Genomic DNA, 22,214 nt, shown 5'->3' with positions numbered 1-22,214 from the left:
GACGGCGGTCATCGTGTGGCGAAGCGTGCGCTGACGGCTTCCCCGTGCGCCGGCAGCAGCTCGGCCGTCGCAAGGGCGACGACGTCGTCCGAGACGGATGCCAGGCCCTCCGCGTCGTAGCGGATGACCTGCTGCGGTCGCAGGAACGTGTACGCGCCAAGGCCTGACGAGTAGCGCGCTGATCCGCCCGTGGGCAGCACGTGGTTGGATCCAGCCATGTAGTCGCCAAGGCTGACCGGAGAATGGCTGCCCAGGAAGATGGCGCCGGCGTTCCGGATGCCGGCCAGGGTGCGGGCCGGATCGACCGTGTGCACCTCGAGGTGCTCCGGCGCGTACGCATCGCTGAATCGGACAGCCTGCGTCTCGTCGTCCACAAGGACGATCGCCGACTGCGGCCCGGCGAGGGCGGTCGCCGCGCGCGCGGCGTTGCCCGTCTGCACGACCGCCACGTCAAGCTGCCGCCGGACTGCGGCTGCGAATTCCTCCGAGTCGGTGACCAGCAGGGATGCAGCAGCCTCGTCGTGCTCGGCCTGGCTCAGCAGGTCCGCGGCGACCAGTGCAGGGTCGGCGGACGCATCCGCGATGACCAGGATCTCGGTAGTCCCGGCTTCGGCGTCGATGCCGACAACCCCGCGCACCAGGCGCTTCGCCGCCGCCACGTAGATGTTGCCGGGGCCGGTGACGATGTCCGCGGCATCCAGTCCGAGGTCGGGGACTCCGTAGGCGAGTGCCCCGATGGCGCCCGCGCCGCCGATGGCGTACACCTCCTCGAGGCCGATGAGGCCGGCGGCTCCCAGGATGACCGGGTGCACTCCCCCGTCGTGCTCCCGCTGCGCCGGACTCGCCAATGCAACAGAACCGACCCCGGCGACGAGTGCGGGGATGGCATTCATGACCACGCTGGAGGCTAGGGGTGCTTTGCCACCCGGCACGTAGAGACCGGCACGCGTGACCGGTTGCCAACGTTGCTCGACGACGGCACCTGCGCCGAGGCGGGTGGATGCCGCGGGAGGCACCTGGGCGGCGCTCACGGCCCTGACCCGGTTGATGGCGTGCTCCAGGGCGTCACGCACGGCAGGTGCAAGGGCATCCACCGCCGCCCGGATGTCGGCATCCGAAACTCGGAGTGCTGACGGACGGACCCCGTCGAAACGCTCGGCCTGGTCGAGCAGAGCGGCCGACCCGCGGTGGCGCACGTCGTCGATCAGCGCGGAAGCGGCATCCGTCGCCACCGTGATGTCGATGGTGGGACGGGGAACAGCACCGCGAAGGGCGTCGTCGTCGAGGGTCTGGCCACGGAGGTCGATGGTCTGCACCCCGACATTGTAGGGGCGGTCACCTGAGGCGGATCGTCGTGACGGCGACCAGGCCCTCAGAGCGACGACCGGATGCCCGCCCCGCCGTCGATGACCAGTGTCTGGCCGGTCATCCACGAAGCGTCGTCGGACAGCAGGAAGGCCACAGGGCCGGCGACGTCGTCCGGCTCGCCGAGCCTCTGCAAGGGGTAGCGCGCAGCGGCTTCGGCTTCGCGCCCTTCGTAGAGGCTCCGCGCGAACGCCGTCTTCACGACCGCGGGGGCAACGGCGTTCACCCGGATGCTCGGCGCGAGTTCGGCCGCGAGCTGCGTGGTCAGTCCGATGAGCGCCGCCTTCGTCACGCCGTAGAACGCGATGCCGGGACTCGCGGAGATGCCGGAGACGGAGGCGATGTTCACCACGGATCCGCTCAGGCCGGAGGCGACCGCATCCCGTGTCCACTCGAACGCTGCGAGGACGTTGACGTCGACCATCTTGCGGACTGCGCCGAGATCGGCCCCGAGCGATGGCCCGAACAGCGGGTTGATGCCCGCGTTGTTGACCAGGTGGTCGATGCGGCCGTACCGATCGAGTGCGTGCGCGAGCACCGCTTGACGATGGGCCGCGTCGTCCGCCTTGCCTGCGACGGCGGTGGCGTGATCCGATCCCAGTTCGGCGATGGCTTCGTCCAGGCCTTCCTGGTGTCGGCCGGTGATCACCACCCGCGCACCCTCATCGATGAGTCGGGCGGCGATGGCCAACCCGATTCCCCTGCTCGCACCCGTGATGATCGCAACTCGATCGGTGAATCGTGCCATGCTCGCTCCTTCGCGCCACTGCCCATTGTGGCCGCCGTCGAGCGCTGCACGAAACGAGGGTTGCTCTGCACCTGCACACCGGACGATCGCGCCAGACGACGGCGTCGTCGGGATCCAGCGGACCTCAGACGAGGCAGGCGGGCCCGAGCAGACCCTTCAGCTCTCCGTACAGGTCCGCCGACACGCTGACGCGATAAGGCAGTTCGAACACGCGCGCCGTGCTCCCCTTCACCAGCCGCAACCGCACCTCGCCGTCGCCTGCATGGCGGATGAGCATGTCCCCGAGGTCCTGAACCACATCAGTCGTCGCGCGCTGGTCGGGCATCGTGATCACGAGTGGACCGGACGGGCCCGCCATCGCCGAACCGAGGTCGGGGGTGAACAGGCTGTAAGCGTGCAGGTTCATGCCGTCGTCTCGGAGGCTCACGCGTCCGCGCACCACGACGATCGAATCGCCGACGAGCGCCGGTCCGAACTCCTGGTACGCCTTGCCCATGAACATGACGGTGATCTCGCCGCCGAAGTCCTCGACCGTGATCATGCCGTATTGGTTGCCGGACTGCTTCGCCACGCGATGCTGCACACCCGTCACGAGCCCGGCGATCGTCACCGTGTCGCCGTCCTGCGTCGACTCCGACGCTGTCAGGTCGGCGATCGATGTGCTCGCCTGCTTCGCGAGTTCGAGTTCGAGGCCCGCGAGCGGATGGTCGGACACGTAGAGGCCGAGCATCTCGCGCTCGAAAGCGAGTTTCTGCCTTTTGTCCCACTCGGGCTTCTGAGGCACGAGTGACACCGGACCCGCGTCCGGCTCGTCGGCGAGCAGCATGTCGAAGTCGAACCCGGCCTGGCCGGTCGCCTCGACCCGCTTGTCGTTGACCACCGACTCGACGGCGCCCTCGTGCACCTCCAGCAGTGCCCGGCGCGAGTCTCCGAACGAGTCGAAAGCGCCGGCCTTGATCAGAGACTCCGTGGTTCGCTTGTTCGCGACGTGAAGCGGCACCTTCTTGAGGTAGTCGTGGAACGACTCGAAGCGTCCCTTCTCCTCGCGAGCCTGGCGGATGCCGTCCACGACGTTGCTGCCGACGTTGCGCACCGCACCCAGCCCGAACCGCACATCATCTCCGACGGCAGCGAAGAATCCGATGGACTCGTTCACGTCCGGCGGGAGCACCCGGATCCCCATGCGACGGCACTCGTTGAGGTACAGCGCCATCTTGTCCTTGGAATCGCCGACGCTGGTCAGGAGTGCCGCCATGTACTCGGCAGGATAGTGCGCCTTGAGATAAGCGGTCCAGTACGAGACGACACCGTATGCAGCGGAGTGCGCCTTGTTGAACGCGTAGTCCGAGAACGGAAGCAGGATCTCCCAGAGCTTGTCGATGGCGGCCTGCGAATAGCCGCGCTCCTGCATCCCGCCGAAGAATCCGGCCTGCTGCTTGTCCAACTCCGACTTCTTCTTCTTGCCCATCGCGCGGCGGAGGATGTCTGCCTGTCCGAGCGAGAACCCGGCCACCTTCTGCGCGATGGCCATCACCTGCTCCTGGTAGATGATCAGGCCGTAGCTGGTGTTGAGGATGTCCTTCAGCGGCTCCTCGAGTTCGGGATGGATGGGCGTGATCGGCTGCAGCCCGTTCTTGCGAAGCGCGTAGTTGATGTGCGAGTTCGCCCCCATCGGCCCCGGACGGTACAGCGCGATGAGTGCCGAGATGTCCTCGAAGTTGTCCGGCTTCATCTGGCGCAGCAGAGCGCGCATCGGTCCGCCGTCGAGCTGGAACACGCCGAGGGTGTCGCCCCTGGTCAGGAGGTCGTACGCGGGACGGTCGTCCAGCGGCAGCCCCTCCAGGTCGAGCTCGAAGGCCTGATTCGCCTTGATGTTGTCCAGCGCGTCACTGATGATCGTCAGGTTCCGCAGGCCGAGGAAGTCCATCTTGATGAGGCCGAGGGATTCGGCCGCCGGATAGTCGAGCTGAGTGACGATCTGGCCGTCCTGCTCCCGCTTCATGATCGGGATCACGTCGATGATCGGGTCCGACGACATGATCACGCCAGCCGCGTGCACGCCCCACTGGCGCTTCAGACCTTCCAGCCCGAGCGCCGTGTCGAACACCGTCCTGGCTTCCGGATCGCCTTCGACGACGGCGCGAAGCTCGACGGCTTCCTTGTACCTGGGGCTGGTCTTGTCGAACACCTGGTAGAGCGGGATGTCCTTGCCCATCACGGCGGGCGGCATCGCCTTGGTGAGCTTCTCCCCCATCGAGAACGGGAAGCCGAGCACGCGGCCGGCGTCTTTCAAGGCCTGCTTCGCCTTGATCGTGCCGTAGGTCACGATCTGGGACACGCGCTCCGCGCCGTACTTCTCCGTGACGTACTTCACGGCCTCGAGGCGGCGACGGTCGTCGAAGTCGACGTCGAAGTCCGGCATGGAGACGCGATCGGGGTTCAGGAATCGTTCGAAGATGAGCCCGTGCTCGAGCGGATCGAGATCCGTGATGCGCATGGCGTACGCCGCCATCGATCCGGCACCTGATCCACGGCCGGGGCCGACCCGGATGCCGTTGTTCTTCGACCAGTTGATGAAGTCGGCGACGACGAGGAAGTAGCCGGGGAACCCCATCTGGAGGATGATGCCGGTCTCGTATTCGGCCTGCGCCTGGACCTTCTCCGGGATCCCCTCCGGGTAACGCTGCTCCAGCCCGGAGTTGACCTCCTTGACGAACCAGCTCTCCTCGGTCTCGCCTTCCGGCACCGGGAACTTCGGCATGTACTTTCCGGTGCTGAGTTCGAAGTCGATCTCGCAACGCTCTGCGATGTCCAGCGTGGTGTCGCACGCTTCCGGCAGCTCCCGGAAGAGGTCGCGCATCTCCTGCGGCGACTTGAGGTAGTAGGCGCCCTCCGGCTCGAGCTGGAATCGCTTCGGGTCGTTCAGCGTCGACCCCGACTGCACGCAGAGCAGCGCCGCGTGGGACTTCGCGTCCTCCGCATGCGTGTAGTGCAGGTCGTTGGTGGCGACGAGGCGCAGATCCAGGTCCTTGGCGAGGCGGAGCAGGTCCTTGCGCACTCGCGACTCGAGGCCCAGTCCGTGCTCCATGAGTTCGACGAAGAAGTTGTCCTTGCCGAAGATGTCGCGGTACTCGGCTGCCGCCTTCACCGCCTCGTCGTACTGCCCGAGCCGAAGCCTGGTCTGCACCTCGCCGCTCGGGCAGCCCGTCGTGGCGATGATGCCCTTCGAGTATTTCTCGAGCAGCTCGCGGTCCATGCGCGGCTTGAAGTAGTAGCCCTCGATCGACGCGAGGGACGACATCCGGAAGAGGTTGTGCATGCCCTCCGTCGTCTCGGCGAGCATCGTCATGTGCGTGTACGCCCCACTGCCTGAGACGTCGTCCTCGCCACCGTTGCCCCAGCGCACGCGCGTTCGGTCGCTGCGATGCGTCCCGGGCGTCAGATAGGCCTCGGTGCCGATGATCGGCTTGATGCCGGCGGCGGTCGCGGCACGCCAGAACTCGAAAGCGGCGAACATGTTGCCGTGGTCGGTGACGGCGATCGCCGGCATTCCGTGACCGACGGCGGCGTCCATCAGGGGGCCGATCTTCGCCGCCCCGTCGAGCATCGAATACTCGCTGTGCACGTGCAGGTGGACGAAGGAATCTGTCGCCACGTCTGGATGCCTCCCGATCGATTGAAGTCCCAGCCTAGTTCGCCGGTCGCCCGAGGCCCGAGGTCGACAGCGGTGTTCCCGAACCTCGTCGGATGGCGTCGTCGAATCCGGCGATCAGGCCTCGCCCAACACGTCGACGGCGTGCTGAAGATCACTCGGATAGGCAGAGGTGAAGGTCACCCATTCGCCGTCCGCCGGATGCTCGAACGCGAGCTGATGCGCGTGCAGCCACTGCCGCGTGAGTCCGAGCCGGGCGGACAGCGTGGGGTCGGCGCCGTACATGGCATCCCCGATACACGGATGCCGCTGCGCGGCCATGTGCACCCGGATCTGATGCGTGCGGCCGGTCTCCAGATGGATCTCCAGCAGGCTCGCGGCCGGGAAGGCCTCGAGCGTCTCATAGTGCGTCACCGACGGCTTGCCCGAAGCCGTCACCGCGAACTTCCAGTCGGATCGCGGGTGCCGCCCGATGGGTGCGTCGATCGTTCCGCTCAGGGGATCCGGATGCCCTTGCACCACCGCGTGGTAGATCTTCTCGACCTCGCGGTCGTGGAACGCGCGCTTGAGCGCCGCGTACGCCCGCTCGCTCTTCGCGACGACCATGAGGCCGCTGGTGCCAGCGTCGAGACGATGGACGATGCCCGCGCGTTCCGCCGCGCCCGATGTCGAGACCCGGTACCCGGCGCCGGCGAGGGCGCCGACGACCGTCGGACCTTCCCACCCGATCGACGGATGCGCTGCCACCCCGGCCGGTTTGTCCACCACGATGATGTCGTCGTCGTCATACACCACACCGAGCTCGGGGACGACGACCGGGACGATCTGGACAGGAGCCTTCGGCGCCCAACTGATCTCCAGCCAGGCGCCGGCGTCGAGCCGATCGGACTTGCCGAGCACGCGGCCGTCGAGCACGACACCGCCGGACTCGGCGACCTCGGCCGCGAAGCTACGGGAGAATCCCAGGAGCTTGGCGACGCCTGCGTCCACACGCGAGCCGGCGAGGCCGTCCGGCACGGGCAGACTGCGATACTCGGTCATCGGTCCGACCGCCCCGTTCGGCCTCGCACCGCTTCGATCGCACCGGCCGCCCGGATGTCCTCGGTCGAGTCAGGCACGACCGTCGACCGGACCCCCGGCATCGCCCAGCAGCAGCGCCCGCGACTCGGCGCGGTCGCGTCCGTCCGTGGAGTTGCCGGACTCGGGGTCCTGCGAGGATTCGCTGCCGTCGGCGTCCGCGGTCGAAGGCTCGACATCCGCCTCCTCGGTGGCTGACGATGCCGTGCCGCCGTTCTCGGACGCCGTCGCGCCGTCCGCGGGTACCTCGGCAGCATCCGCAGTCTTCGCTGCACGCTTGCCGTCCAGGCCGACGCCCAGCACGGTCAGCAGCAGGAAGAGGATCATCGCTGCGACGATCGCGGAGTCCGCCAGGTTGAAAATGGCCGGCAACAGCGGGATCCGGATGAAGTCGACGACCTCGCCGACTCCGAACCCCGGCGGACGGAACAGACGATCCGTCAGGTTGCCGAGCAGACCGCCGAGGACGAGCCCGAACACGAGGGCCCACACCCAAGAACGAATCCGGCGCGCGTACCAGATGACGAAGATCAGGACGGCGGTCGCGACGATGGAGAAGATCCATGTCGATCCGGTGCCGATCGAGAACGCAGCGCCGGGATTGCGGTCGTATTCGAAGATGAGCAGGTTGCCCAGGATGTTCTGCGGCTCGCGGAACGGCAGGTTGTTCACAACCCACCATTTCGCCAGCTGGTCGAGAGTGAGAACGACGAGCGCGACGAGGACGAGCAGGATGATCGCGCGAACGCTGACCTTCCCGACGGGTTTAGCCTCCAAAGCTCTGGAACGTCGGCGGCGTCTGCCGGTCGTCTCCGGCGGCGACCGTAGCGAACTGTCCGGAGACCGCGGGGTTGCCACCCGTCTTGAATCCGTTCGTTCCTACGCCTGTGCTGTCGAGGTCGCGAAGGTGGGTCTCGATGTAGCTCTTCAGCTTCGCGCGGTAGTCGCGCTCGAACGAGCGGAGCTCTTCGATCTGACGCTCGATACCCGTGCGCTCGCTCTCGAGTGCCGTGATCTGGGCACGCTGCTTGGCCTCGGCTTCCGCCACAACGCGGGCGGCAGTTGCGTGACCTTCTGCGATGAGCGCATCGCGCTTCTCGACACCCTCGCGCACATGCTCCTCGTGCAGACGACGGGCCAGCTGAAGGAGATTGTTCGTGCTCTCCGTCTCATCCACGGAGGACACGACGGGCTGAGGCGCCACGACGACCGGCGCGGGTGCCGCGATGGCCTGCGTCTGCTCGGACGCGGCGTTGCGCTGCAACTCGGCGATCCGCGAGTCGGATCCAACGAGGCGCTGCTTGAGCTCCTCGTTCTCCTGGTTCAGACGGCGCAACTCGACGACGACCTCATCGAGGAAGTCATCGACCTCGTCCTGGTCGTAGCCCTCACGGAATTTGGTCGGTTGGAACCGCTTGTTGACGACGTCTTCCGGAGTTAGCGCCATGGCCTACCACCCTTAGAGCTTGTGATTTCGAACAGTGGATAACGTTCAGCTAACGCTAGCAAAGTCGGCTGCGACGATGCCATTGCAGGCCTGACCTGCGTCATGAGATGAACGACGAAGCAATGTACATGCCGATGATGCACACGAACATCGTCAACGTCCAGCCGAAGTCCAGGGCGACGGGGCCCAGAGACAACGGAGGCAGTAGACGACGGAAGAACTTGATCGGAGGATCGGTCACCGTTAAGGCGGCCTCGGCGAGCACGAGACCGAAGCCTCGCGGACGCCAGCTCCTCGCGAAGGTACGCACGAGATCAAGCACGAACCGCACCCAGAGCACCACGAAGAAGATCAGGAACACGTAGTACGCGACGGTCGCGATGATCGAAACTGCGAGGGGCACAGAACAAGTATGGGGGACGTCGCCTGTGCCTCGCCTGCGGCGATTCTCAGGTCGGCCGAACAGCTCAGGCGCCGGCGAAGAACGACGCCTCGACGTCGTTGCCCACCGCTGATGCTCCCCCGGAGACCATCACGTGCTCAGGCGAGAGCAGGAACACCTTGCTGGTGACCTTCTCGATCTTCCCCCGCAGGCCCTGCGTCAGGCCGCTCGAGAAGTCGATCATCCGCTGCGCCTCCGACTCGCTCATCTGCGACAGGTTGAGGATGACGGGGACGCCCTCTCGGAACGATTCCGCGATCATCTTCGCGTCGCTGTACTGGCGAGGGTGGACCGTCAGGATTTCATTCATTTCTTGCACCGTCGCATTCCGTGCCGGGGTCGGCTTGCGCAAGGGTGTGACGGGCGCCTTGGCCGGTGCAGCGTGATGCTGCTGCACTGGCGCGACAGGTGCCGGATGCGCAGGGGCGACCGGTTCTTCGTCGTACTCAAGCTCGTCTTCGACGAGGCCGAGGTAGGCCATCGTCTTCTTGAGCGGGTTAGCCATGGGATCCTCCGTGTACTCGAGGTCTTGCGGTCTGGCCGGTCGTCGGCGCGTTCCGACTCAAGGCTAAGCACGCTCCGGCCGCTTTCCCGTGATTGCGGTGCCGATCCGCACGTGTGTCGCGCCTTCGGCGATCGCGTCGGCGTAGTCGCCCGACATCCCGGCCGAGATCGCTGTGGCCTCGGGAGCGATCGTGCGGAGGATTTCGGATGCCTCACGCACCCTGGCGAACGCCCTCCTCGGCTCCTCGCCCAACGGTGCGACCGCCATGACGCCACGCAGCCGCAGACCAGGAGTCGTCAGCACGCGGTCGGCCAGCGACGGCAAATCGGCGCCCGTGACACCGCCGCGTCCGGGATCGTCCGTCAGAGCCAGTTGGAGGAAGCAGTCGAGTTCGGATTCGTCCGAACGCAACGCGTCGGCGAGAGCCGGGCGATCCACGGAGTGCACCGCTGAGGCGAAGCCGCGGACGATCCGAGCCTTGTTGGTCTGCAGCTGCCCGATGAAGTGCCAGCGCAGCGGATCGGCGGTCGTGCCCGATCCGACCTCCGCGGCCTTCGCTGCGGCTTCCTGCGCCCGGTTCTCCCCCACATCGCGCACACCCAGTGCGACGAGGTCGCGCACGAGGGAAGGCGGATGGAACTTCGTCACCACGATGGTCGTGACCTCCGAAGGGTCTCTGCCTGCCGCACGCGCGGCATCCGCCACGCTCTGCTGCACCAGAACGAGCCGTTCGGCGAGGCCGTCCACCCCTGACGCATCGTTCACTTCAGGAAGTCGGGCACGTCCAGCACGTCGTCGTCATCGAAGGACGGGTCATTGACCGCTGCCTCGACGAGCTTGGAGTCGACATCGGACCAGGTGCCCTGAGTCGGAACGTCCTCCTCCTCGAGAGACTGCGTGTCCTCGAGCTCGGAGCCGGTACCGCCGGCGGCCGGCGCCGATCCGCCTGCCACGAACGTCGACCGCCTCACCTCGGCCGGCTTCGTCTGCGGTTCGCCTCCGTCGAAGCCCGCAGCGATCACCGTGACACGCACCTCGTCGCCGAGAGTGTCGTCGATGACCGCACCGAAGATGATGTTGGCCTCGGGATGCACGGCCTCCTGAACGAGACGGGCCGCGTCGTTGATCTCGAAGATGCCCAGGTTGGAACCGCCCTGGATCGAGAGCAGCACTCCGCGCGCGCCCTCGATGCTCGCTTCCAGAAGCGGGGACGCGACGGCGAGCTCGGCGGCCTTGATCGCGCGATCCGCTCCGCGAGAGGATCCGATGCCCATGAGGGCGGATCCGGCTCCGTGCATGACCGACTTCACGTCGGCGAAGTCGAGGTTGATCAGGCCCGGCGTCGTGATGAGGTCCGTGATGCCCTGGACACCGGCGAGGAGAACCTGGTCGGCGGTGGCGAACGCCTCGAGCATGCTGATGCCGCGGTCGCTGATCTCGAGCAGTCGATCGTTCGGCACGACGATGAGGGTGTCGACCTCTTCTTTCAGGCGAGCGACCCCCGCCTCGGCCTGATCCTGTCGACGCTTGCCCTCGAATCCGAACGGCTTGGTGACCACACCGATCGTCAGCGCTCCGATCGACTTGGCGATGCGGGCGACGACGGGCGCGCCTCCGGTGCCTGTTCCACCGCCCTCACCGGCGGTGACGAAGACCATGTCGGCGCCGGTGAGCGCCTCCTCGATCTCCTCAGCGTGATCCTCGGCGGCCCGACGACCGACCTCGGGATCCGCTCCGGCGCCGAGGCCCCTGGTGATCTCGCGGCCGACGTCGAGCTTGACGTCGGCGTCGCTCATCAGCAGCGCCTGGGCGTCCGTGTTGATGGCGATGAACTCGACGCCACGAAGCCCGAGCTCGATCATGCGGTTCACGGCGTTCACACCGCCGCCGCCGATGCCGACGACCTTGATCACGGCAAGGTAGTTCTGGTTCATTGTCACGACACGCCTCCGCTGGCAACCTTCAACTTCAAGTCGAGGCTTAAAGTTATGCTCGGTATGCATTTACTACGCCCGACGTTATGCGCGCCCTGCTCCCCCACCGTGCAGATCTGCCGCGTGTCGTCCGACGTCCCATCGTATTGGTCCGCGGCAGTCCCGCGTGACGAGTCGACGCGTTCGTTCGTCGGGTGGGCGCTCAGCGGCTGACGGGACTGTTCGGAGACGAGACGTCGTAGACGGATGCGCCGGGCGCGGCCTTCTGCAGATCCACCAGCACCGTCACCTTGAGATCGGCATCCTCCGGGCCGCCCCAGACCACTGTCACTCCGGAGAGGAACTTCAGGGTGACGTCCTCGGAGCCGGTGGCGCTCGCGGTATCGACCTGACTGAGCGTCGCTGCCGGAAGCGCCGCCAACACTGCAGCAGAGGCCGCGAACTCCTTGCGTTTCGAGGATTCCGAGGCGTCGGCCGGAATCGACACGATCGGGTATCCGCCCGGTCTCTGCGCGGTGGTCTGCATGACCACGCCTGCCTGATCGACCAGCTGATATCCGGAAGGGATCTGCAGCAGAGCGACGGGCGTGCGCTCCTGGATCCGTACCACGAGCGTTCCGGGGGGATCCGCCTCGGTGCTGTAGCTGCGGATGAGCGGGAATCCCGCGAGCTGTTTGCGCACCGCACCGTAGTCGATCAGTGGCAGTGGCGTTCCGAGCTGACCCTTGAGTGCATCCCGGATCGAGCTGGCCTGCACCCGCTGGGTTCCGACGACGTCGATCGACCGGAGCGCCATCGCCGGGGAAATGGACACGAGCGCTGCGCCGGCGAGCACGAGCACCACGGACCCCGTGCCGATCAGCCATGCCAGCCGCCTGCGACGAGCGGCGCGGGTGAACCTCTTGACCTCGGCGCGCTCGTATCGGCGCCGCCGACGCGAAGCAGTCCGGACGCTCGGGGTCGTGGCCGGGGAGGTCTGGAGTGCGGAGCCTGCGCCCGTCCGTCCCTTGTTCCGCGACGACGCCGTCTTGGACGCGGCAGAGGCTTCGGTCGAAGCGGACTTCGCTGCGGCGGTCTTCTGCGCGCTCTTCGTCGTTGTGGCCTTCGACGCGGATGTCTTCTTCGCTCGCGGCTCGGGGCCCGGCTCGTCGTCGCGGCTCCCCTGCATCGCGCCCGAACGGACCACCGGGATCGGCTGCGTGTCGGCGTCCGGTTCCGAGCGTCGCGGAGCATCCAGGACCGCCGTGGTCCGCGCGGAGGGCTTCTTCGGCTCAGCGACAGGGCTCCCCGATTCGGTGCCGCTTCGGATGGTCGCCCGCGACGCGGCGTCGGACCCGGCGGGGCGCGACGGCGTCCGCGCCGTGAGGCGCGCGGCCTGGTTCTCGAAGCCCTGGGGACGCTTCACGCGTCAGCCGTCCGCCCGTCGGAGCGAGTCGAGGAGCTGGGGCACGATGCGATAAACGTCACCGCAGCCGAGTGTGATGACGAAGTCGCCGTCGCGCGCGATGGCCGCCGTGCGATCGGCCGCCTCCTGCCAGTCGGAGATGAAGGCGACCTTCGACTGGTCGTGGAATCCACCGGAGACGAGTGCACCGGTCACTCCGGGAACGGGGTCCTCCCGCGCCCCGAACACGTCGAGCACGATCGTCTCATCGGCGTACTGCTCCAGCGTGTCGGCGAATTCCTGGGCGAGCCGTTGGGTGCGGCTGTAGGTGTGCGGCTGGTGAACGGCGATGATCCGCCCGTCTCCGACGACGGTCCTTGCAGCTTCGAGGACGGCCTTCACCTCAGCGGGGTGATGTGCGTAGTCGTCGTAGACGCTCACGCCGCCGATGGTTCCGTGCAGCTCGAAACGGCGGTGCGTGCCGCCGAAGGATTCCAGTGCGGCCGCAGCAGCATCCGGTTCGATGCCGAGATACGTCAGGACGGCGAAGGCCCCGGCAGCGTTGTGGGCTTGATGCCGGCCCGGCACGCGCAGCCGCACGTCGTACCGCCCCCCGTTCCACAGGATGCTGAAAGCGACGGGCCCGTCCGTCGTGATGTCGGTCACGCGAACGTCGGCGCCCTCGGACTCACCGAAGGTGACGACGTTCGGATTCGAGATGCGCGGAGTCACCGACCGCGCCCCCTCGTCATCGGCTGAGATGACCACAAGGTCACGCGCCTTGTCCGCGAACGCGACGAACGCGTCCTCCACCGCTCCGTACGAGCCGTAATGGTCGAGGTGGTCGTCGTCGATGTTCAGGATCAGAGCGACTGCGGTGTCGTAGAGGAGGAAGGATCCGTCTGACTCGTCGGCCTCGATGACGAACAGGTCGGACTCTCCGCGCCTGGCGTTCGTCTCCAGACCTTCGATGACCGCACCGTTCACGAAGCTCGGGTCGGCGCCGAGGCCGACCAGCGCGGTTGCGATCATGCCTGTCGTGCCCGACTTGCCGTGCGCACCGGCCACCGCGACGAGTCGGTTGCCGCTCGTGAGCCACGCCAACGCCTGGGAACGGTGCAGAACAGGAATGCCATGACTCAGCGCGTACTGATACTCCGGGTTGTCCTGCCAGAGCGCGCCCGTCACCACCAGCGTGTCCGCGTCGGCGACGTTCGATGCAGCGTGCCCGATGTGGATGTCGGCACCGAGTTCGCGCAGTGCCCGCGTGTACTCGTTCTCGACGCGATCCGAGCCCGTGACCGGGATGCCGGCCTGGAGGAAGAGCCGCGCGATCCCGCTCATGCCAGAGCCGCCGACGCCGACGAAATGCACCCGTCCGATCGTCTCCGGGAGCGTCAGTGTCAGATCGGGCTTGATCACGGTGCGGGGGTGTCCTGTCTGTCGTAGCGGCGAGAGTGCGCTGGAGCTCGGCCTGAATCCAGTATGCCGTCAGCGACCGGAGCGGTCTGTGCGGCCCGGCTGAGTGTCACGGACCCGCGCTTCGGCGATCAGGGACAGCATCCGCTCGGCGCCGTCGCGAACGCCGACCGCGGCAGCCGCCTCGGCCATGTGCGCCAGGGCCGCCGGGTCGGCCAGGATCGGGAGCACGGAGTCGCGCAGGCGTTCCGGGGTGAAGTCCGCATCGTCGATCAGCACGGCCCCGCCCGCCGACACGACGCCAGCCGCGTTGAACCGTTGCTCTCCGTTGCCCACCGCGTATGGCACGTAGAAGGCCGGGATGCCCAGCGCCGAGAGTTCGCTGACAGTCGCGGCCCCGGCACGCGAGATCGCGGCGTCGGCGACGGCGAGGGCGAAGTCCATCCGGTCGCAGTAGTCGATCAGGTGGTAGCCGTCCACGCCCGGGTCGGAGAACTCGGCCGAGCCGCCCTGGATGTGCAGCACCTGGTATCCGGCGCCGACGAGAGCCTCGGCGGATGACGTCACCGTCGCGTTGATGCGGCGGGCGCCCAGCGATCCGCCCGTAACGAGAAGCGTTGGGCGATCCTCGAGTCCGAAGTATGCGAGGGCGTCTGGGCGAGCGGCGGCGCGGTCGAGATCCTCGATCTCGCGACGCAGCGGCATCCCGACGAATCGCGCATGAGAGATGGCCGTGTTCTCGAAGGCCACGCCGACGAAGCGTGTGTAACGAGCGCCGAGCTTGTTGGCCATGCCCGGCTTCGCATTCGCCTCGTGCAGCACGAGCGGGATGCCCTCGCGGTGCGCCGCCGAGTATGCGGGAGCCGATGCGTATCCGCCGAAGCCGACGACGGCGTCCACCTTCCTGGACTCGATCAGGCGTCGCACGGTCGCCATGCTGGAACGGAATCGCGCAGGAAAGCGGAGGGCAGCCGCATCCGGTCGGCGGGGGAAGGGCAGTTTCGCGATGGTCACCAGCTCGTAGCCCCTGGCCGGTACCAGCCTGGCCTCGAGCCCTTCGGCCGTGCCGAGGACGATGATCTCGGCGTCCGGTTCGGCACGGCGCAGGGCGTCGGAGACGGCGAGCAACGGATTGACGTGGCCGGCGGTGCCCCCGCCGGCCATCAGGTACACGGTCATCGCGGCTGCGCCTTGCGCGCCTTCTTGGGCGAGGTGGTCCTGGTGAAGGACAGAACGACGCCGATGCCGAACAACGAGGAGATCAGGGCGGTACCTCCGGATGAGATCAGGGGAAGCGGGACGCCCAAGGTGGGAACCAGCCCGAGGACGACGCCGATGTTCACGAGAGCCTGGCCGATCAGCCAGACCGTCACCGCCGCCGTCACCGTTCGGGCGAAGGGGTCGGTGTTCGCGTTCATGATACGGATCAGCACCACGGCCAGGAAAACGAACAGCCCGAGCACGACGATCGCACCGATGAGTCCGAGCTCCTCACCGATGATCGAGAAGATGAAGTCCGTGCTGGCAGCGGGAAGCCAATTCCACTTCGACGTCGAGTTGCCGAGGCCGACTCCGAAGATGCCGCCGCGCGCCAAGCCGAAGTCGCTCTGCTGCATCTGCCAGCCGGTGCTCGTCGGATCCGTGCCGCCGGGATGCAAGAAGCTCAGGATGCGCTCCAGCCGGCTCGTGCGCGAAACCGCGAAGACCACTGCGATTCCCGAGGCGATCACTGCCGTTGTGAACAGCTGACGCAGCGGGATGCCGACGAAGAACATCGTGCCGAGCACGATCGCAGCCATGATCAGCGTCGTTCCGAGGTCGCCTCCGCCGAGCACCAGTCCGATCGCGACGACCGAGACGATGCACACCGGCAGAAGCCCGTACTTCCACTGACGGATGCGCTCCCACTTCAGCGCGACGAACATGCCCAGCCACAGCACGAGGCTGATCTTGATGAGCTCTGACGGCTGGAACGCGTATCCGCCGATCTCCAGCCAGTTCTTGTTCTGGTTGATCCGCACGCCGAGGCTCGTGAACACGGTGGCGGCCTGCAGCCCGCAGGATGCGATGAGCATCGGCCATGCCAGCCGCTTCCACCATGCGGATGGGATGCGCGAGGCGACGAGCATCAGCGGAACACCGATCGCCGCGAAGATGCCCTGGCTGAGGAAGCGGGCGAAGAAGTTGTCGTCGTCCGTGTGCGAGTCGACGGACGACGACGAGAGCACCATCACCAGGCCGAAGACGACCATGAAGAGCGTGATGCCGAGCAGCAGGAAGTAGTTGGACGACTCCGACTGGAAGACCCGGCTCATGGTGATGCGGGCAGCGAGAAGCCCGCGCGTGGCCGCATCGACTTCGGTCTGAGCCGACCTGGCCTGCCCGGATCTGGGCTGAGGAGACCTCGGCTGTGTGGCCTTGGTCGGCGCTGACCTCGTTTGCGAGGCTTTGGGCGCCGGCCGAACGGAACTCGACGCCGACTGAGTCGTTCGCTGGGCGGGCCGAGCGGTGGCGCGAGAGGTCTGCGCCTGGCGTCGAGCGGGCGTTGCACGCGATCCGCCCGCCTGGGTAGGAGCTGTCACGGTGCCTCCTCCCCCGATCGGTCGCGCAATCGCGCTCTGGTCTCTTGCGCGGACTCTCGCCGCGCAGTCCGGAAGTGCCCGGTGGTTCTCAGCCCCCGAGGAAGTCGCGCACGGCCTGCGCGAACCGGTCCCCTCGTTCGGCGAAACCGGAGAACTGGTCGAACGACGCTGCCGCGGGCGCAAGGAGGACCGTGTCTCCCTCACGCGCCAATGACGCTGCCGAGCGGACCGCCTCCGGCATCACCTGCTCAGTCTCTCCGGCCTCGACGACGACGATCGGCACGTTCGGCGCGTGTCGTCGGAATGCTGCCAGCACGGGCTCATGATCGACTCCGATCACAACGACCCCGGTGAGGCGATCGGCGTGACGGGACACCACGTCATCGATCTCGACGCCCTTCAGGTCACCGCCGAGAACCCACACAACGGAGTCGTAGGCACGCAGCGACGCATCAGCAGCATGCGGGTTCGTGGCCTTGGAGTCATCCACCCATGCCACACCGCCAGCTTCGGCGACGAGCTCGATGCGGTGGGCATCGAGCCGGAAGGACTCCAGGGCCTCGTGGATCGTTTGCGCCGAAACGCCGAACGAACGGACGAGAGCGCTCGCCGCCAGGATGTTGGCGACCACGTGCGGAGCCGCGAGGCCGACCGTTCGCAACTCGTCCAGCGTCGTGAGCTCCAGCGCCGCGGTGGCGCGATCGTCAAGGAACGCCCTATCGCAGAGAATGCCGTCGACGATGCCGAAGTCGCTCGGGCCAGGAGCATCGAGACCGAAACCGATCGCGCGAGCGCCTTCCACCACGTCGGCGTCCTCGACCATGCTGAGGGTTGCGGCATCCGCACGGTTGTAGACGCAGGCGACCTTCGTGTTGTCGTACACCTTGCCCTTGGCACTGGCGTATTCGGTCATCGAGCCGTGGAAGTCGAGGTGGTCCTCCGCCAGGTTGAGGCACACGCTGGAGAACGGGAAGACCTCGCCGCCGGCGTTCCGATTCAGCCAGTGCAGCTGGTAGCTGGAGAGCTCGACGACGAGGACGTCGAAACCCTGCGGATCACGGACGGCGTCGAGCACGGGGATCCCGATGTTCCCGCACGGTGCGGCTCGAAAACCGTCCGCGACCAGGAGCGTCGCGGCGAGCCGAGTGGTGGTCGTCTTGCCGTTGGTGCCGGTGATGCAGATCCACTCGGCGGCAGGAGTCACCTTGTCCCGAACCCGCCACCCGAGCTCTACGTCGCTCCAGACGGCGATTCCGTGCGCGTCCGCCCACTCCAGGACCGCGTGATCGGGATGGAACACGCCTGACGTGACGACGACGACCTCCGGATCGAAGGAGGTGACGGCATCCGGGACCGACTCGAGCGGATCGATGACGAGGCGTGCACCGATCACATCGAGCAGTCGAGCACGCTCATCGTGCCGCGTGTGCGCCGCCACCAGCACATCAGCGCCCAGCTCTGCGAGCGTATCCGCGCTCGAGAACGCTGCGACGCCCAGTCCGAGGACCAGCACGCGAAGGCCGCTCCAGTCCGATCGCCAGCTGGTCAGCTCGGCGAGCCTGGCTGACGCGGCGTCGGATGGGGTCACGTCGTCCTCGACAGCCACTCGAGGTAGAACGAGCCCACGCCGGCGGCCACGAGGAGGCCCGCAATGATCCAGAAGCGCACGACGACCGTGACTTCGGCCCATCCTTTGAGCTCGAAATGATGATGGATCGGACTCATGCGGAAGATGCGTTTGCCGTGCGACACCTTGAAGTACGCCCGCTGCAGGATGACGGATCCCGCCTCGATCACGAAAAGGCCGCCGATGAGCACGAGCAGGAGCTCGGTGTGGCTGAGGATGGCCAGCGCGGCCAGTGCGCCGCCGAGCGCGAGCGAGCCGGTGTCGCCGAGGAAGATCTGCGCGGGAGACGTGTTCCACCACAGGAATCCGACGAGGGATCCGACGATTGCCGCCGCGACGACCGCGAGGTCGAGCGGATCCCGCACGGTGTAGCACTTGAAGAGGTTGTCGGTATCGATCGTGTCGCTGAAGCAGGATTGGTTGAACTGCCAGAACCCGATGATGATGTACGAGCCGATCGCGAGGATCGACGCGCCGGTCGCGAGGCCGTCGAGGCCGTCCGTGACGTTGACGCCGTTCGACGTCGCCGTGGTGATGAGGTTCACCCAGATCAGATACAGGATGATGCCGATCACCGGGATGCCGCCGATCACCATCAGGTCGATCGGGAGGTCCCTGATGAATGAGATCTGCGTCGATGCCGGCGTGACGCCCTGCTCGCTCGGGAAGTTGATCGCCAGGATGCCGAAGACCGTCGCGACAACGACCTGGCCCGCGACCTTGGACCATCCGCCGAGTCCGAGGCTGCGCTGTTTGCGGGTCTTCATGAAGTCGTCGACGAAACCGACGATGCCGAGACCCACCATCATCAGCAGCACGAGGAGCGGAGAGACGGACAGGCCGTCACCGCCGTTGATCAGCACCGCGACGAAATAGCCGACCAACGTGGCGAGGATGATGACGATGCCGCCCATGGTCGCCGTTCCGCGCTTGGCGTGGTGCGACTGCGGTCCGTCGTCTCGGATGAACTGGCCCCAGCCCAACCGATGGAAGATCTTGACGAACACCGGCGTCAAGAACAACGAGAAGGCCAAGGAGAGCGCTCCGGCCGTCAGTAGTGCTCTCACGAGAAAAGGTCTCCCAATCGGTCTCCCAGGTGGCGAAGTCCGGCGGAGTTCGACGACTTCACCAGGACGGTGTCACCGTCCCTCAGCAGGTCTTTCAGCAGGTCGAACGCCTCGTCCTGCGTCTCCACGAATTTCGACTCACCGTCCCACGAGCCCTCGTTGATCGTGGAGATGTGCATGCGGCGAGCCCCGGATCCGACGATCACGGCCTGGTCGATGCCGAGCCGCACGATCATGAGACCGATCCGGTCGTGCTCGGGCCCAGAGGCCTCCCCCAGCTCGCTCATCTCGCCGAGGACCGCGATCGCGCGCCCGCCGGGTTCGCGGAGTTGCACGAGCGTCTTCAGCGCGGCGGACATCGAGTCCGGGCTCGCGTTGTAGGCGTCGTTGATCACTGTCACGCCGTTCGCGCCGCCCATGACCTCCATGCGCCAGCGTTCGGCCCTGGTGACGGACTCCAGGCCCGCCACGATGCGGTCGATGCCCACGCCGAGCGCGAAGGCAGCGGAGGCCGCGGCCAGGGCGTTGGCCACGTGGTGCTCGCCGAGCACACGGAACGACACGGGCGCGCTGCTGCCGTCAGGCAGGTGCAGGGTGAACGATGTGCCGGATCGGTCGGCACTCACATCCGTGGCCCGTACCCGATCCGATGAATCGTCTCCGTCGAGCCCGAACCACAGGACGTTCGCCTCGGTGATGCCGGCCATCGCCGCGACCCGCGGGTCGTCGGCGTTCAGCACGGCGGTGTCACCGGCCTCCAGGTCGGTCACCATCTCGGACTTCGCGCGCTGCGTTGCCTCGATGCCCCCGAACTCGCCGGCGTGAGCCAGACCGACCTTGAGCACGACACCCACATCGGGCTTGGCCATGCGGATGAGGCGGGCGATGTCGCCCTCACGACTCGCGCCCATCTCGGCGACGAGGAACGCCGTCTCGTCCGTCACCTCGAGCATGGTCAACGGTGCGCCGACCTCGTTGTTGAAGGACGCCCGGGGCGCGACCGTCTCCCCCACCGGCGACAGGATCGCTGACAGCAGATTCTTCGTGGTCGTCTTGCCGTTGGATCCCGTGATGCCCACGATGCGCAGACGCTCGCCGGCGCGGACTCGCGCGATCACGGTGCGTGCGAGTTCACCCAGAGCCCCGACGACGTCGGACACCACGATCTGCGTCGTCTCCGTGTCGAGTTCGTGGTCCACGACGAGAAGTGCGGCCCCGCGTTCGACGGCCTGCGGGGCGAAGAGATGTCCGTCCGTGAACTCACCGGGCTTCGCGAAGAAGATCCCGCCCGTGGTCACCTCGCGCGAGTCGGTGTAGGAGAGGCCGTCGACGACGACCGTCTCAGCGCCCGCTCCCCCGACGACGCGGCCGCCGACGGCATCCGCGATCTCGCCGACCGTCATGCCGATCACGACAGCCACCCCGCTTCACGCAGGGCGAGCCTCGCATCGTCGCGTGCCGAGTAGGGCAAGTGCACTCCTGCAACCTCCTGATAGTCCTCGTGTCCCGGTCCGGCGTAGAAGACGACGTCTCCCTCTGCGGCGTGCGCGATGGCTGCGCGGATGGCCGCCCGCTGGTCGGCGATCTCTTCGACGTGCGCGTCGGGCACCGCATCCAACGCACCGGTGATCAGTGCGGCGCGGATGGCTGCCGGGTCTTCGAACCGCGGATGGAAGTCCGTGATGATGACCTCATCCGCTCCCCTCGCCGCGATGGCGCCCATGTCGGCACGCTTCGTGGCATCGCGGTCGCCGTCCGCGCCGAAGACCATGATGATCTTGCCCGGTGTGACCACGCGGAGCGATGCGAGGGCACGCTCGAACGCGTCAGGGGTGTGCCCGTAGTCAACGAAGACGACGGGTCCGCTCTCGCCGGAAACGCGCTCCGCGCGCCCTGGAATGTAGGCCTGGATGCCGCCGTCACGCGACAGCACCTGCCCGATGGCCTCGAGGTCGTATCCGGACTCGACGAGCATGACGATGGCCAGCGCCGCGTTCGCCGCCATGAAGGACCCGAGGATCGGGATGCTCGTGGTCACCGACCGTCCGTCGGGACCGGACAGCGTGAACTCCGTGCTGTCGATGCGTTGCTCGCCCAGCTCGAGTCGCCAATCCGTCTCCACACCGGCGACGGCCGACAGCGTCGTCACCGGGATGCGGGACTCCTGGGCGAGTCTGCTTCCCCACTCGTCGTCGACCGTGACGACTCCGCGCCGCGCGCGATCGGGCGCGAACAGCGCGAGCTTCGCCTCGAAGTACTCGTCCATCGACGCGTAATCGTCCAGGTGATCGTGGCTCAGATTGGTGAATCCGACGACGTCGAACACGATCCCGTCGACGCGGTGCCGACTGAGCGCCTGGGCCGACACCTCGACGGCGGCCGCGCGCACCTCGGCCTCGCGCATCCGAGCCAGCAGGCCGTGCAGCTCGCTCGCCTCAGGGGTCGTCAGCGAGCTGGTCACGGCGACGTCGCCGATCCTGCGCTCCGCAGTCGAGCTCAGGCCCGCGCGCACGCCGAGCTGCGCCAGGATCGCCGAGATCATGTACACCACGCTGGTCTTGCCGTTCGTGCCGGTCACCGCGAACAGGGTCGCCGGGTTGTCGGCCGTGCGGTAGATCCAGGCCGCGACGTCGCCGAGGACGGCGCGGGGCGCGTCGGTGACGATGACCGGGATGCCCGCGTCGACCGCAAGCTCTGCACCTGCGGGATCCGTCAGCACGGCCGTTGCGCCGGCCTCTGCTGCTGCGGCGGCGAAGGACGCACCGTGCACACGGGCGCCGGGGAGCCCGACGTAGAGATCACCCGGCTCGACGGCCCTCGAAGAGACGGTCACGCCGCTGACTTCGACGGTGTCGACCCGCTCGGATGTCTCGAACCCGAAGTCGGCCACCAACTGCGACAACGACCGGGAGGAGGGATGCTCGGGGCGAAGCAGCGCGCTGCCCGTTCCGGTCACGTGGCTCAC

18 protein-coding genes are annotated in these 22,214 nt (G+C 67.0%); all 18 read right to left on the bottom strand.

The annotated features are described in order from the left end of the window. Positions 1-8 precede the first annotated feature (8 nt). Positions 9-1,316 (bottom strand): histidinol dehydrogenase, encoded by a 1,308-nt coding sequence (gene hisD, locus HII28_RS00765; RefSeq protein WP_170023524.1) that lies wholly within the window; start codon positions 1,314-1,316, stop codon positions 9-11. 56 nt (positions 1,317-1,372) lie between these two features. Beyond that, positions 1,373-2,113, bottom strand: a complete 741-nt coding sequence (locus HII28_RS00760; RefSeq protein WP_170023522.1) for an SDR family oxidoreductase — start codon at positions 2,111-2,113, stop codon at positions 1,373-1,375. Between the two features lie 124 nt (positions 2,114-2,237). Beyond that, complete coding sequence (dnaE, locus tag HII28_RS00755; protein WP_170023520.1) at positions 2,238-5,768, bottom strand: DNA polymerase III subunit alpha; 3,531 nt, start codon at positions 5,766-5,768, stop codon at positions 2,238-2,240. 114 nt (positions 5,769-5,882) lie between these two features. Then, positions 5,883-6,806 carry an RluA family pseudouridine synthase gene (locus HII28_RS00750; RefSeq protein ID WP_170023518.1) on the bottom strand — a complete coding sequence of 308 codons (924 nt, stop codon included), beginning with the start codon at positions 6,804-6,806 and terminating at the stop codon, positions 5,883-5,885. Positions 6,807-6,875: 69 nt separating this feature from the next. Then, positions 6,876-7,619, bottom strand: a complete 744-nt coding sequence (lspA, locus tag HII28_RS00745) for a signal peptidase II (protein WP_205864528.1) — start codon at positions 7,617-7,619, stop codon at positions 6,876-6,878. Continuing rightward, entirely contained in the window at positions 7,609-8,289 is a 681-nt protein-coding gene (locus tag HII28_RS00740) for a DivIVA domain-containing protein (RefSeq protein WP_170023516.1), read from the bottom strand. The genes lspA and HII28_RS00740 overlap by 11 nt, the downstream gene beginning before the upstream one ends. A gap of 100 nt (positions 8,290-8,389) precedes the next feature. Further along, the gene (locus HII28_RS00735; RefSeq protein WP_170023514.1) at positions 8,390-8,692 is read right to left on the bottom strand and encodes a YggT family protein; all 303 of its coding nucleotides are present in this window, start codon (positions 8,690-8,692) and stop codon (positions 8,390-8,392) included. Positions 8,693-8,756: 64 nt separating this feature from the next. Next, a complete protein-coding gene (gene sepF, locus HII28_RS00730; RefSeq protein ID WP_170023512.1) occupies positions 8,757-9,236 on the bottom strand; it encodes a cell division protein SepF in 480 nt (159 codons plus the stop codon). A gap of 63 nt (positions 9,237-9,299) precedes the next feature. Further along, positions 9,300-10,001 carry a YggS family pyridoxal phosphate-dependent enzyme gene (locus HII28_RS00725; protein ID WP_346769132.1) on the bottom strand — a complete coding sequence of 234 codons (702 nt, stop codon included), beginning with the start codon at positions 9,999-10,001 and terminating at the stop codon, positions 9,300-9,302. After that, positions 9,998-11,176, bottom strand: coding sequence for a cell division protein FtsZ (gene ftsZ, locus HII28_RS00720; protein WP_170023510.1), 1,179 nt, complete (start codon positions 11,174-11,176; stop codon positions 9,998-10,000). Before ftsZ ends, HII28_RS00725 begins: the two co-directional genes overlap by 4 nt. A 196-nt stretch (positions 11,177-11,372) precedes the next feature. After that, positions 11,373-12,575 (bottom strand): FtsQ-type POTRA domain-containing protein, encoded by a 1,203-nt coding sequence (locus HII28_RS20580; protein WP_170023508.1) that lies wholly within the window; start codon positions 12,573-12,575, stop codon positions 11,373-11,375. 3 nt (positions 12,576-12,578) lie between these two features. Then, positions 12,579-13,976, bottom strand: coding sequence for a UDP-N-acetylmuramate--L-alanine ligase (murC, locus tag HII28_RS00710; RefSeq protein WP_170023506.1), 1,398 nt, complete (start codon positions 13,974-13,976; stop codon positions 12,579-12,581). A gap of 69 nt (positions 13,977-14,045) precedes the next feature. Then, complete coding sequence (locus HII28_RS00705) at positions 14,046-15,152, bottom strand: UDP-N-acetylglucosamine--N-acetylmuramyl-(pentapeptide) pyrophosphoryl-undecaprenol N-acetylglucosamine transferase (RefSeq protein WP_170023504.1); 1,107 nt, start codon at positions 15,150-15,152, stop codon at positions 14,046-14,048. Beyond that, positions 15,149-16,288 carry a putative lipid II flippase FtsW gene (gene ftsW, locus HII28_RS00700; RefSeq protein WP_240977190.1) on the bottom strand — a complete coding sequence of 380 codons (1,140 nt, stop codon included), beginning with the start codon at positions 16,286-16,288 and terminating at the stop codon, positions 15,149-15,151. Before ftsW ends, HII28_RS00705 begins: the two co-directional genes overlap by 4 nt. A 355-nt stretch (positions 16,289-16,643) precedes the next feature. After that, complete coding sequence (gene murD / locus HII28_RS00695) at positions 16,644-18,143, bottom strand: UDP-N-acetylmuramoyl-L-alanine--D-glutamate ligase (protein WP_346769131.1); 1,500 nt, start codon at positions 18,141-18,143, stop codon at positions 16,644-16,646. Further along, positions 18,140-19,249 (bottom strand): phospho-N-acetylmuramoyl-pentapeptide-transferase, encoded by a 1,110-nt coding sequence (gene mraY, locus HII28_RS00690; RefSeq protein ID WP_170023498.1) that lies wholly within the window; start codon positions 19,247-19,249, stop codon positions 18,140-18,142. The genes murD and mraY overlap by 4 nt, the downstream gene beginning before the upstream one ends. Beyond that, complete coding sequence (murF, locus tag HII28_RS00685) at positions 19,246-20,661, bottom strand: UDP-N-acetylmuramoyl-tripeptide--D-alanyl-D-alanine ligase (RefSeq protein ID WP_170025878.1); 1,416 nt, start codon at positions 20,659-20,661, stop codon at positions 19,246-19,248. The genes mraY and murF overlap by 4 nt, the downstream gene beginning before the upstream one ends. Beyond that, positions 20,658-22,214, bottom strand: coding sequence for a UDP-N-acetylmuramoyl-L-alanyl-D-glutamate--2,6-diaminopimelate ligase (locus tag HII28_RS00680; RefSeq protein WP_346769130.1), 1,557 nt, complete (start codon positions 22,212-22,214; stop codon positions 20,658-20,660). The genes murF and HII28_RS00680 overlap by 4 nt, the downstream gene beginning before the upstream one ends.

The sequence above is a fragment of the Planctomonas sp. JC2975 genome (assembly GCF_012985205.1).
Taxonomy (GTDB): domain Bacteria; phylum Actinomycetota; class Actinomycetes; order Actinomycetales; family Microbacteriaceae; genus Humibacter.
The sequence above is the reverse complement of the archived record's forward strand: the minus strand, read 5'-3'. Positions and strand labels throughout refer to the sequence as shown.

Bases quoted from the DNA above. Each gene is read 5' to 3' on its own strand.
- HII28_RS00705 (WP_170023504.1), bottom strand. From the start codon at position 15,152: ATGACCGTGTACCTGATGGCCGGCGGGGGCACCGCCGGCCACGTCAAT.
- HII28_RS00740 (WP_170023516.1), bottom strand. From the start codon at position 8,289: ATGGCGCTAACTCCGGAAGACGTCGTCAACAAGCGGTTCCAACCGACC.
- HII28_RS00760 (WP_170023522.1), bottom strand. From the start codon at position 2,113: ATGGCACGATTCACCGATCGAGTTGCGATCATCACGGGTGCGAGCAGG.
- ftsW (WP_240977190.1), bottom strand. From the start codon at position 16,288: ATGAGCCGGGTCTTCCAGTCGGAGTCGTCCAACTACTTCCTGCTGCTC.
- HII28_RS00750 (WP_170023518.1), bottom strand. From the start codon at position 6,806: ATGACCGAGTATCGCAGTCTGCCCGTGCCGGACGGCCTCGCCGGCTCG.
- sepF (WP_170023512.1), bottom strand. From the start codon at position 9,236: ATGGCTAACCCGCTCAAGAAGACGATGGCCTACCTCGGCCTCGTCGAA.